Here is an 11,434-nt window from a genome sequence, read left to right on the forward strand (position 1 = left end):
CAGCGCCGCCTCGGTCGGAGACGGCGCGGCGGCGTCGGGGTCTACAGGCGGTTCGGGCCGGACAGGCGACGGCCCGGGCGGCGTGCCACCCGGGCCGTCCACGGCACCGGCCGTGATGTCGTCGTGGGTCACCCGGTCAGTCCGCCGGCCGGACGATGATGCGCCGGTTCGGCTCGACGCCCTCGGACTCGCTCTCCACGCCGGTCATCGCGTTGACCACGTCGTGCACGCACTTGCGCTCGAACGCGGACATCGGCTCCAGGCGCACGGGCTCGCCGTATTCCTTGACCTTCTCCACGGCGTTCTTGGCGACGGCGGCGAGCTCCTTGCGACGGGTCGCCCGGTAGCCGCCGACGTCCAGCAGCAGCCGGCTCGGGGTGCCGGTCTGCCGGAAGACGGCCAGCCGGGCGAGCTCCTGGAGCGCCTCCAGGGTGGCGCCGCGCTGACCGACCAGGTTCTGCAGCCGGCCGCCGACCACCTCGACGACGGGGCGTCCGCCGGAGACCAGCTCGTCGATGTCGCCGTCGTAGTCGAGGATGTCGAGCAGACCCTCGACGTAGTCGGCCGCGATCTCGCTCTGCCGGAACAGCTCGCTCTCGCCGACGGCCTTCTTCTCCCGGGTGCCCGACTCCTCGTCGGTCTCGTCGGTCTCGCCGTTCACCGCGGTCGGCTCGGTCCCCTCCTCGTCCAGGGACTCATCGGCGCGGGGGGTGCTGGTGTCGGTCACGGTCTCATCTCCGTACTCGCTCGGCCGGACCGTCGGGTCCGCTGGTTTCCCGGGGCCGGCGGGAGGTCGCCGGTGCCCACGGGCACGTCTGTCGTACGGGCAGTCTCGCCCGTGGGCCGCGCTGCGCGCGGCGGTTCCGCCCGGCGCCGGCCGTACGGCGGCTGCACGGTGCGGAACGGGCCGCCGCGGTCTCCCGACGGCGGCCCGGACGTCCTCAGCCCTGCCGCTTGGCGGGGCCCTTCTTCGGGTTGAGCGGCTTGGCGCCCGGCTTGGGGCCGGCGACCTTCGGCGCGACCGGCTTGGCCGGGGCCTGGGGGGCCGCCTTGGCGCGGCCCAGCAGGCCGCCCGTCTTCGCCGGCTGCACCGGGTTGCGGGGCGAGGTGCCCGGCTTGCCCATCGCGGTGGGCGGCGGCGGGAACTTGCGCAACACCCACTGCTGCTGGGCGAGGGTGAAGAGGTTGTTGGTGACCCAGTAGATGATCACGCCGATGGGGAAGATGGCACCGGAGATGAGCAGCGACAGCGGGATGCCGTAGAGCATCAGCTTCTGGATCATCCGCTGCTGCGGGTCCTCGGCCCAGCCGGTCTTCAGGATCATCTGGCGGCTGGTGAGGTAGGTGGTGCCCATCATCACCAGGACGAGGATGCCGGCGATGATCTTCACGGTGGTGCCGTTGGCGCCGAGCCGCGACAGTTCCTCGGCGGTGGAGCCGAACTTGCCCGCGATCGGGGCGGTGAAGAGCTTCGCGGACGACGCGCTCTCGAACTGGCTGATCGTCCAGCCGTAGAGGGTCTTGCCGGCCTCGCTCTTGTCCGGGTTGAGCCGACGGAGCACGTGGAAGAGGCCCAGGAAGACGGGGATCTGGAGGAACATCGGAAGGCAGCCCATGAGCGGGTTGGCCTTTTCCTTCCGGTAGAGCTCCATCATCTCTTTCTGGAGCGTCTCCCGGTCACCCTTGTGCTTCTCCTGCAGGGCCTTCACCTGCGGCTGGAGCGCCTGCATCGCCCGCTGCGACTTGATCTGCTTGACGAAGACGGGGAAGAGGATCACCCGGACGGTGACCACCAGGAAGATGATGGCGAGGATCCAGGCCCAGTTGGTGCCGATCACCGCCGGATCCGGCACCCCGACGAAGTCCCAGGCCCCGTGCCAGACCAGCAGGATCCACGAAATCGCGTAGTAGATCCAGTCGAGACTCAATTCTCAGGCTCCAGTCACATCGGCGCGGCGGCGGCCGCCCGGCTTCGGCACCGGGTCGTGTCCACCTGGGTGAAAGGGGTGGCAGCGCAACAGCCGCCGGGCCGTCAGGCCAGCTCCCCGGATCGCGCCGTGCACCGCCATCGCCTCCAGGGCGTAGGCGCTGCACGACGGATAGAACCGACAGCGGGCCGGCAGAGCCGGACTTATCCACCGACGGTACGCGATGACGGGCCCGCTCAGCACCCGGGCACCGATCGTCGTGGGGCGGGACCCGGCCGGTCCGGTGGTCACCGGGACCGCCGCCCGCGGGGCGTCCTGGCGGCGGCGACCGCCGCGTCCAAATCGGCGCCGAGTCGCGGGTACGACGCGTCGGCCGCGGCCGGCAGCGCCCGTACGACCAGGGTGCTTCCCGCGGGCAGGTCGGCCAGCCGCTCGCGGACCAGGTGTCGCAGGCGACGCCGGACCCGGTTGCGGACCACGGCGTTCCCGACGGCCTTGGACACGACGAAGCCGGCGCGGGCCGGCACGGAGGGCTGCTCCGCACCGCTGCTCCGCGCCGGCTCCGGCGAGGTTGCTGTCCCGGGTTCGGGGGTTGTCGGCAGGCTCAGGTGGACGACGACCGCGCCACGGCCGGCGCGTCGGCCACCCCGGACCGCTGCGGCGAAGTCAGTGCTGCGCCGCAGTCGCTGTGCGGCCGCCAGCACGACTGCCCACGTCCCCCGGACCTGACCCGGTCGGCCTCAGGCCGACAGGCGGGCGCGGCCCTTGGAGCGACGGGTCGAAAGGATGGCGCGGCCGGCACGGGTGCGCATGCGCAGCCGGAAGCCGTGGGTCTTCGCGCGCCGGCGGTTGTTCGGCTGGTAGGTGCGCTTGCTCACGTCAGGCTCTCCGTTTTCGTACGCCCCGGGCGAGGGGTCGCCGGGATCGTGGTGGTCCAGGCCACCTCGGCGGTGGCCCCCGATCGGTGCTGCCCGTCGGCGCGGGACCTCGGCGATGCAGGGAAGCGACCGCGGACAGCAAGCACCTATCACCCTAGCAGAGGGCGAGAGAGCAGCCGTTCCAGCCTACGCAGGGCAACAATCACCGTCAAACACCCCCAGCAGGGCGGACTCCGGTGGGCCCGGCGACCGATGCGGCGGTTTTCGCTGATGTCGACAAGGGTCGCCGCGCGTCGGCGGTTGATGACGCGCCGACAACGCTGTTACCGTGCCCGATTGCGGTCAGCGTCGAAAGGTCCGGTCGTCGCCGGCGGGCAAGACCGGACAAGGTAGTGAATCGTTCGGCACGGTGAACCCGCTTCAGCGCCCGTTCAGGCAGGGGGCAGGTCCGACCCGCGTCCGGCGGGCGGCCACAATCGGTGCGTACACAGGCTGTGGATAACTTGTGGACGAGAGCCGGTGGGCCGCCCGGTGGGTGTCGTTCCACCCGCGCGTACGCGACGGGCTCGGGACGGCCGACCGGAGAAGACGGCGGCGTCGGCGCAGCAGAGGCGAGGGGGTGGCACGACGGTGACCGGTACGACCGACCTTGCCGCGGTGTGGGCAGCGACGACCGACGAACTCGCCGACGAGATCATCTCCGCGCAGCAGCGGGCGTACCTGCGGCTGACCCGGTTGCGCGCCATCGTCGAGGACACCGCGCTGCTCTCCGTGCCGGACGCCTTCACCCGGGACGTGATCGAGTCCCGACTGCGTCCGGCGATCACGGATGCCCTCACCCGCCGGCTGGGCCGGCCGATCCAGGTCGCGGTGACCGTACGCGTGCCCGAGGACGGCTCCGGCCGCCCGGCGGGAACCGTCTACCGCAGCGTCCCCGAGGCCGGGCCGGCCGACCACGACGGCAGGCCGCTCGACTACCCCGACCCGCCGGGGGCCTTCGACGCGATGGCCGGGCAGCGGGACGGCGGGGCCCTCGACGCCGGTCAGCCGCCGCACATCCCCGAGCAGGCACACCCCCAGCGGCGGTCCGAGGCGTCGGGGCCCGACGACGACGGGCACCGGCCGGGCGATCGGGGCGGGCAGGAGGCCCTGTTCAGCACCGCCTTCGCCGAGCCGCCGCGGTCCGACCGGTCGGCGCCGCTGCGGCATCCGGCCGAGCGCCGGGGCTACGACGAGCAGGCCTCGCGGCTGGATCCGCCGGTAGCCGACGCCCGGGGGTACGAGCCGCGCTACCGCGAGGACGCCGTCTCCCCCCGGGACCAGCACGTGATCCGAGCCCTGCCCCGCGACACCGGCACCGACAACGGGCCGGGCCGCAGTGGCGCGGATCACCGGGGCGGTGGCCGCGACGACCGGCGGCTCCCCGGTGCCGACACCGGCGGCAACCGGCTCAACCCCAAGTACATGTTCGAGACGTTCGTCATCGGCTCGTCCAACCGCTTCGCCCACGCCGCGAGCGTCGCGGTCGCCGAGTCGCCGGCGAAGGCGTACAACCCGCTGTTCATCTACGGCAGCTCGGGGCTGGGCAAGACGCACCTGCTGCACGCCATCGGGCACTACGCCACGACGCTGGGCAACGCGCGCTCGGTCCGGTACGTCTCGACCGAGGAGTTCACCAACGACTTCATCAACTCGTTGCGGGACGACAAGACCAGTGCGTTCCAGCGGCGTTACCGCGACGTCGACATCCTGCTGATCGACGACATCCAGTTCCTGGAGAACCGCGAGCGCACGCAGGAGGAGTTCTTCCACACGTTCAACACCCTGCACAACGCCAACAAGCAGATCGTGATCACCTCGGACCGGTCGCCGAAGCAGCTCGCGACGCTGGAGGACCGGCTGCGTACCCGCTTCGAGTGGGGGCTGCTCGCCGACATCCAGCCGCCCGACCTGGAGACCCGGATCGCGATCCTGCAGAAGAAGGCCGCGCAGGAGCGCCTCTACGCCCCGCCGGACGTGCTGGAGTTCATCGCCTCGCGGGTGTCGAACTCGATCCGGGAGCTGGAGGGGGCCCTGATCCGGGTGACGGCGTTCGCCAGCCTGACCCGCTCCACCGTCGAGCTGTCGCTGGCGGAGGAGGTGCTGCGGGACTTCATCCCGGACGGCGCCGGTCCGGAGATCACCGCCGACCAGATCATGGTCTCCACCGCCGACTACTTCGGGGTCAGCCTGGAGGACCTGCGTGGGCACTCCCGCTCCCGGGTGCTGGTGAACGCCCGCCAGGTGGCCATGTACCTGTGCCGAGAGCTGACCGACCTGTCGCTGCCCCGGATCGGGCAGGCCTTCGGGGGCCGGGACCACACCACCGTCATGCACGCCGATCGCAAGATCCGCCAGCAGATGGCCGAACGCCGGTCGCTCTACAACCAGATCGCGGAGCTGACCAACCGGATCAAGCAGAACACCTGAGCGACGGCGAACGCGCCCGGCCGGACCATCGGCCGGGCGTTTTTTCGTTCTCCACAGCCCGTTCGGCTCGACCTTCGACATGGTGTAGGCCACAGGATCGACCCGTGTCCGTCCGCCGCCCGGATCGTTGTCCACAGCTCGTTGTCCACCGCCTGTGGAAAACTACCGTCCGTCCAGGCTCCGGTTACCCACAGGTTGTGGACAAACCCTGGGGACAGCCTGTGGACGCCTGGGGACAACCCGACCGTTGTCCACCGACGACGGTCGGCCTGTGGGAAAGCTGTTGAAGGTTCTGGGGACGACGCGGTCCGCACGGCTTCCGCCTGTCCACAGGACTGGGGAGAAAGTCGGTGGATAACCGGTGGATAACCGGTGGACGACGGTGGACAACCTGGGGGCGGCCACGGCCTGTGGACACAGACCCGAGTTGTACCCCGGGTTCTCCACAGGTAAACCACCGGTGGATAACGTGTCTGAGCTGCGCAAACGCTAGTTCTCCACAGTTTGCACAGGTGCGATGAAGATGACGAGTTATCTCTTCTAAGACAACAAAAACCAATCATCACCGTTGGACTTCCTGTGGATTGGCCGGAACGCCGTCGTCGACGGCTCTCCGGCACCCGCAAGCACACGGGGTCGGGCGCACAGCCGATGCCCACGCGCCCTAAGGTGCGATGGGTACCCGCACGGACAGGCGGGTCGGTAGGCAGCGGTCGGCATGAGAGAGTTGTCGCTGACGTCGACGCGGAGGCATTGATGAAGTTCCGAGTGGAGCGCGACGCGCTCGCCGAGGCCGTGGCCTGGACCGCGAAGAGCCTGCCCAGCCGGCCGTCCGTACCGGTGCTCGCCGGCGTGATGCTGCGCGTCACCGACGGCAACCTGCAGGTCTCGGGCTTCGACTACGAGGTCTCCAGCCAGGTCACCGTCGAGGTGCAGGGAGACGCCGACGGCGCCGCCCTGGTCTCCGGCCGGCTGCTGGCCGAGATCACCAAGGCGCTGCCCGCCAAGCCGGTCGACATCGCCGCCGTCGGCGCCCACCTCGAGCTGGTCTGCGGCAGTGCCCGGTTCACCCTGCCCACCATGCCCGTCGAGGACTACCCGTCCCTGCCGGAGATGCCGGAGAGCGCCGGCACGATCGACGCCGCGGCCTTCGCCTCGGCAGTCGCCCAGGTCGCCGTCGCTGCGGGCCGCGACGAGACCCTGCCGATGATGACCGGCGTACGCATCGAGCTCTCCGGCAACACGCTCGCGATGCTCGCCACCGACCGCTACCGGCTGGCCCTGCGCGAGATGGAGTGGAACCCGGACGACTCCGAGGTGAGCATCAACGCCCTCGTACCGGCCCGGACCCTGCACGACACCGCCAAGGCCCTCGGCCCGATCGGCGGCCAGGTCACCATGGCGCTCTCCCAGGGCGCGGCCGGCGAGGGGATGATCGGCTTCGCCGGCGGCACCCGGCGCACCACCAGCCGGCTGCTCGACGGAGCCAACTACCCGCCGGTGCGGTCCCTCTTCCCGGCCACCCACAACGCCGAGGCACGGGTGGCGGTCAGCACCCTGATCGAGGTCGTCAAGCGGGTCGCCCTGGTGGCCGAGCGGACGACCCCGGTGCTGCTCAGCTTCAGCGCCGACGGCCTGGTGGTCGAGGCCGGCGGCACCGAGGAGGCGCGGGCCAGCGAGGCCATGGAGGCCACCTTCACCGGTGACGCGCTGACCATCGGCTTCAACCCCCAGTACCTGATCGACGGCCTGACCAACCTGGGGGCCCAGTTCGCCGTGCTCTCGTTCGTCGACGCCTTCAAGCCCGCGGTGATTTCGCCCGCAGGCGAGGATGGCGAGGTCATCCCCGGGTACCGATACCTCATCATGCCGATCCGCGTCTCCCGCTGATCGCGCCCCGAGAAGACCCCGACGCACGGAGGTAGGAACACATGCAGCTCGGCCTGGTAGGGCTCGGCCGGATGGGCGGCAACATGCGCGAGCGGTTGCGCGCCGCCGGGCACGAGGTGGTCGGCTTCGACCACAACGCGGAGCTGAGCGACGTCGCGACCCTGGCGGAGCTGGCGGAGAAGCTGGAGTCGCCCCGCGCGGTCTGGGTCATGGTCCCCGCCGGCGTCACCGACGCGACCATCGACGAGCTTGCCGACGTCCTCGGTGAGGGCGACATCATCATCGACGGTGGCAACTCCCGCTTCAGCGACGACGCGCCCCGGGCGGAGCGGCTGAACGAGCGCGGCATCGGCTACCTCGACGCCGGTGTCTCCGGCGGCGTCTGGGGCCGGCAGAACGGCTACGCGCTGATGGTCGGCGGCGCCCAGGAGCACGTCGACCGGCTCATGCCGATCTTCGAGTCGCTGAAGCCGGAGGGCGAGTTCGGGTTCGTGCACGCCGGACCGGTCGGTGCCGGGCACTACGCCAAGATGGTGCACAACGGCATCGAGTACGGCCTGATGCACGCGTACGCCGAGGGCTACGAGCTGCTCGCCAAGTCCGAGCTGGTCACCAACGTGCCGGGCGTGTTCAAGTCCTGGCGCGAGGGCACCGTGGTCCGCTCCTGGCTGCTGGACCTGCTGGACCGGGCCCTCGACGAGGACCCGGAGCTGGCCGAGCTGAGCGGCTACACGGAGGACACGGGCGAGGGCCGGTGGACGGTCGACGAGGCGGTCCGGCTGGCCGTGCCGCTGAACGTGATCACCGCCTCGCTCTTCGCCCGCTTCGCCTCGCGGCAGGACGACTCGCCGGCGATGAAGGCCGTCGCCGCGCTGCGCCAGCAGTTCGGCGGGCACGCCGTCCGCAAGCGCTGACCGGCCTCCGCAGCCTGTGTACGTCCGCCGGCTCGAACTGGTCGACTTCCGCTCGTACGAGCGGGTCGGCGTGGACCTGGAGCCGGGGGCGAACGTCCTGACCGGCGCCAACGGTGTCGGCAAGACGAACCTGGTCGAGGCACTGGGCTACGTGGCGACCCTGGACTCGCACCGGGTCGCCACGGACGCCCCCCTCGTCCGGATGGGCGCCGCCTCGGCGGTGATCCGCTGTGCGGTCGTGCACGAGGGGCGCGAGCTGCTGATCGAGCTGGAGATCGTGCCGGGCAAGGCCAACCGGGCCCGGCTGGGACGGTCGCCGGCGCGTCGGGCGCGCGACGTGCTCGGCGCGCTGCGGCTCGTGCTGTTCGCCCCGGAGGACCTGGAACTCGTCCGGGGCGACCCGGCCGAGCGCCGCCGCTACCTCGACGACCTGCTGGTCAGCCGCCAGCCCCGTTACGCCGGCGTGCGGGCCGACTACGAGCGGGTGGTCAAACAGCGCAACGCCCTGCTGCGCACCGCGTACCTGGCCCGCAAGACGGGCGGGACGCGGGGTGGGGACCTGTCGACCCTGGCGGTCTGGGACACCCATCTGGCCCGGCACGGCGCCGAGTTGCTCGCCGGCCGGCTGGAACTGGTCGCCGCACTGGGCCCGCACGTGACGAAGGCGTACGACGCGGTGGCGGCGGGACGGGGTGCCGCCGGGATCGCCTACCGACCGTCGGTGGAGCTGGCGGAGTCCACCACCGACCGGGAGGCGCTGACGGCGGCCCTGACCGCCGCGCTCGCCGAGTCCCGGGGCGCCGAGGTGGAGCGGGGCACCACCCTGGTCGGCCCGCACCGCGACGAGCTGGCGCTGACGCTGGGCCCGCTGCCCGCCAAGGGGTACGCGAGCCACGGCGAGTCCTGGTCGTACGCCCTGGCCCTGCGGCTGGCGGGCTACGACCTGTTGCGGTCCGACGGCATCGAGCCGGTGCTGGTGCTCGACGACGTCTTCGCCGAGCTGGACGCCGGGCGGCGGGAACGGCTGGCGGAGCTGGTGGGCGGGGCGAGTCAGCTCCTGGTTACCTGCGCGGTCGACGAGGACGTGCCGGTGTCCCTGCGCGGCGCCCGGTATGCGGTGGCTGAGGGGACGGTGCGACGTGTCGGATGAGCAGCTTCCGCCGGCCCGACTCGGCCCGGGGCGTGGCGGCGGACCGACCGGCGGGGACCCCGGCGGCGCGAAGGGCGGCGACGCGGGGACCGGGGCGAACGGCCCGGAGCTGGCGCGGGCCGTGCTGGACGCGGCGAGGGCGCGCCGGGAGGCGGCGGCCCGCACGCGTCGGCGCAGCCCGGGCGGGGGCGGCGGAGACGGCGAGGGCGGCCAGCGACGGCTGCGCGGATACTCCGGCCCCGGGCCGGACCCGCGCGATCCGCAGCCGCTCGGCGCGGTGCTCAACCGGCTCGTCAAGGCGCGCGGCTGGCAGCAGCCGGCGGCCGAGGCGACGGTGTTCGGCGCCTGGGAGCGGGTGGTCGGCGCGGAGGTGGCCCAGCACAGCCGGCCGGTGAAGCTGGAGGACGGTGAGCTGACCGTGGAGGCGCGCTCGACCGCGTGGGCCACCCAGCTGCGGCTGCTGGCCGGCTCGCTGCTCAAGCAGATCGCCAGCGAGGTCGGCCACAACGTGGTGCGCAAGCTGCACATCCACGGTCCCGCCGCGCCGTCCTGGTCGAAGGGCCCGCGTCGGGTCCGTGGTCGTGGCCCGCGGGACACCTACGGCTGACGGTCAGCGGCCGTCGCGCCGCGCCTCCCGCTCGGCGCGCTTGCGTTCCCGCTGCTCCCGGCTCCACTGCTTGCGCCGCTCCAGGTCCTGCTTCCACGCCTCCCGGGCGTGGTTCGAGCCGCCCTGCACCGCGCCCTGCACCTCCGGTGGGCCCGCGAGACGTCGGAACGCCCAGGCCATCAGGCGTCCGCCCTCGCCGGGAGCCTTCGGGGTGGGCTTCTCCTCGGTCATCGCCTGGCCTCCGCGGGACGGTGATGGTTGGCGTGCAAAACATTGGTACACCAATCATTGGTACGCTCGCAACGACGAGGGAGGCCGACCGTGACCGACCAGCTCGACGGGGACCCACTGGCACTGGAGCAGCAGGTGTGCTTCGCGCTCTCCGTCGCCGCGCGTGGGGTCGTCGCCGTCTATCGGCCCCTGCTGGAGCCGATGGGGCTGACCCATCCGCAGTACCTGGTGATGCTCGCGCTCTGGCAGCACGCGCCGCTGTCCGTACGCGACCTCAGCCGCCTGCTCCAGCTCGACCCCGGCACCCTGTCACCCCTGCTCAAGCGCCTGGAGGCGACCGGCTACGTACGGCGCGAGCGTGACCCCGCCGACGAGCGGAGCCTCGCGGTGACCCTGACGGCGGCCGGCGGGGCACTGCGGGAGCGGGCCGAGCGGATCCCGCCGGCGATCGTCGAACGCCTCGGCATGCCGGTCGAGGACCTGCGCCACCTGCACAGCGTGCTGACCCGCGTCATCGCCGCGGCCAACCGCGCCGGCGGGTCCGCCGTCGCCGGGACTCAGGCGTCGGCGTAGACGGCGAAGCCGCGGTCGGCGCAGCGTCGGTAGAAGGCGGCCAGCACGGCGAGCTCGGCGCAGGTGAAGTTCCACTGCGGCGGCTCGCCGCTTTCGTCGCGCAGTGCGTCGAGGCGGCTGTCGAGCCAGCGCAGCTGCTGCTCGGCCAACCGTCCGTCGGCGAGCAGCGACCGCAGCACCTGGCTCACCGAGTCGAAGGTGACGGCCTCGCCGTGCGGGCGATGGCCCGCCACGAACCGCTCGATGCCGCCGGCGACCCAGGCGCAGCCATCCGGATCGATCACCGGATCCTCGTCCTCGGCCGCCGCGTCCGTGGCGTAGAGCACACCCTCCAGGCCGAGCAGCAGGTCGACCAGCTCGGTGTACGCGGTCGCCCGCACGGTGCCGGTCTTGGCGATCAGCTCGGCGAGGGCCGCGGTGGGCGCGGAGATCCGGGGCATGTCGACGATGTCGCCGAAGTCGACGAACTCGGCTGGCGCGACCGGGTCGTAGAAGCGGCCGGTCCGCGGCCACTGCACCGCGACGTTGTCCAGCCCCATCTGGCGTCACCTCTTCGAGAGCACGGGTATTCGTATCGGCTCGATCGTCCGGTTCCGGCCGGAAAAGATCAAGGCCGGGGCGACGGCGTGGCGGCGGCGGGTCGTCGACCGTCCGGCGGGCGCCGACCGTCAGGCGGCGGCGCCCCTGATCGCCCCCTGGCGTGTAGGGGGAGTCGCGGGTGGCGCGGTTCGGCCGGCTACGTGGGTCTCAGCCGCCTCGCAGGGGTGCCGAGTGGTGGTTCTGTCGCCCGCGCA

The 11,434-nt window shown here is 72.0% G+C and carries 13 protein-coding genes; 6 read left to right on the top strand and 7 right to left on the bottom strand.

Annotated features, from left to right (window positions below; all coding sequences use genetic code 11):
* Positions 1-136 precede the first annotated feature (136 nt).
* The 5 genes from V6U77_RS02135 to rpmH all read right to left on the bottom strand — a co-directional run bounded on the left by V6U77_RS02135 (position 137) and on the right by rpmH (position 2,806).
* Complete coding sequence (locus tag V6U77_RS02135) at positions 137-727, bottom strand: Jag family protein (protein ID WP_334604386.1); 591 nt, start codon at positions 725-727, stop codon at positions 137-139.
* Between the two features lie 214 nt (positions 728-941).
* Positions 942-1,928 carry a membrane protein insertase YidC gene (yidC, locus tag V6U77_RS02140; RefSeq protein ID WP_334604387.1) on the bottom strand — a complete coding sequence of 329 codons (987 nt, stop codon included), beginning with the start codon at positions 1,926-1,928 and terminating at the stop codon, positions 942-944.
* Between the two features lie 3 nt (positions 1,929-1,931).
* Entirely contained in the window at positions 1,932-2,171 is a 240-nt protein-coding gene (gene yidD, locus V6U77_RS02145; RefSeq protein WP_334604728.1) for a membrane protein insertion efficiency factor YidD, read from the bottom strand.
* Positions 2,172-2,215: 44 nt separating this feature from the next.
* Positions 2,216-2,632 (bottom strand): ribonuclease P protein component, encoded by a 417-nt coding sequence (rnpA, locus tag V6U77_RS02150; protein ID WP_334604389.1) that lies wholly within the window; start codon positions 2,630-2,632, stop codon positions 2,216-2,218.
* 36 nt (positions 2,633-2,668) lie between these two features.
* A complete protein-coding gene (gene rpmH / locus V6U77_RS02155) occupies positions 2,669-2,806 on the bottom strand; it encodes a 50S ribosomal protein L34 (RefSeq protein WP_089002791.1) in 138 nt (45 codons plus the stop codon).
* Between the two features lie 657 nt (positions 2,807-3,463).
* On the opposite strand from rpmH, the gene dnaA reads away from it, so the two are divergent.
* The 5 genes from dnaA (at position 3,464) to V6U77_RS02180 (ending at position 9,836) form a co-directional block, all read left to right on the top strand.
* Complete coding sequence (dnaA, locus tag V6U77_RS02160; RefSeq protein ID WP_442934363.1) at positions 3,464-5,275, top strand: chromosomal replication initiator protein DnaA; 1,812 nt, start codon at positions 3,464-3,466, stop codon at positions 5,273-5,275.
* A gap of 756 nt (positions 5,276-6,031) precedes the next feature.
* The gene (dnaN, locus tag V6U77_RS02165) at positions 6,032-7,165 is read left to right on the top strand and encodes a DNA polymerase III subunit beta (RefSeq protein ID WP_334604393.1); all 1,134 of its coding nucleotides are present in this window, start codon (positions 6,032-6,034) and stop codon (positions 7,163-7,165) included.
* Between the two features lie 41 nt (positions 7,166-7,206).
* Entirely contained in the window at positions 7,207-8,079 is an 873-nt protein-coding gene (gene gnd, locus V6U77_RS02170; RefSeq protein WP_334604394.1) for a phosphogluconate dehydrogenase (NAD(+)-dependent, decarboxylating), read from the top strand.
* A gap of 16 nt (positions 8,080-8,095) precedes the next feature.
* Positions 8,096-9,229 carry a DNA replication/repair protein RecF gene (gene recF / locus V6U77_RS02175; RefSeq protein WP_334604395.1) on the top strand — a complete coding sequence of 378 codons (1,134 nt, stop codon included), beginning with the start codon at positions 8,096-8,098 and terminating at the stop codon, positions 9,227-9,229.
* Positions 9,192-9,836: a DUF721 domain-containing protein gene (locus tag V6U77_RS02180; protein WP_442934354.1), complete on the top strand. Its 645-nt coding sequence runs from the start codon at positions 9,192-9,194 to the stop codon at positions 9,834-9,836. The genes recF and V6U77_RS02180 overlap by 38 nt, the downstream gene beginning before the upstream one ends.
* A 3-nt stretch (positions 9,837-9,839) precedes the next feature.
* Here the strand turns inward: V6U77_RS02180 and V6U77_RS02185 are convergent, their stop codons facing one another.
* Positions 9,840-10,067, bottom strand: a complete 228-nt coding sequence (locus tag V6U77_RS02185) for a hypothetical protein (RefSeq protein WP_334604399.1) — start codon at positions 10,065-10,067, stop codon at positions 9,840-9,842.
* Between the two features lie 90 nt (positions 10,068-10,157).
* On the opposite strand from V6U77_RS02185, the gene V6U77_RS02190 reads away from it, so the two are divergent.
* Entirely contained in the window at positions 10,158-10,640 is a 483-nt protein-coding gene (locus V6U77_RS02190; protein WP_334604401.1) for a MarR family winged helix-turn-helix transcriptional regulator, read from the top strand.
* On the opposite strand, the gene V6U77_RS02195 is transcribed toward V6U77_RS02190, so the two are convergent.
* Positions 10,625-11,179, bottom strand: a complete 555-nt coding sequence (locus V6U77_RS02195; protein WP_334604402.1) for a hypothetical protein — start codon at positions 11,177-11,179, stop codon at positions 10,625-10,627. The genes V6U77_RS02190 and V6U77_RS02195 overlap by 16 nt on opposite strands.
* Positions 11,180-11,434: the final 255 nt, after the last annotated feature.

Source organism: Micromonospora sp. CPCC 205546, from assembly GCF_036902715.1.
Lineage (GTDB): Bacteria > Actinomycetota > Actinomycetes > Mycobacteriales > Micromonosporaceae > Micromonospora.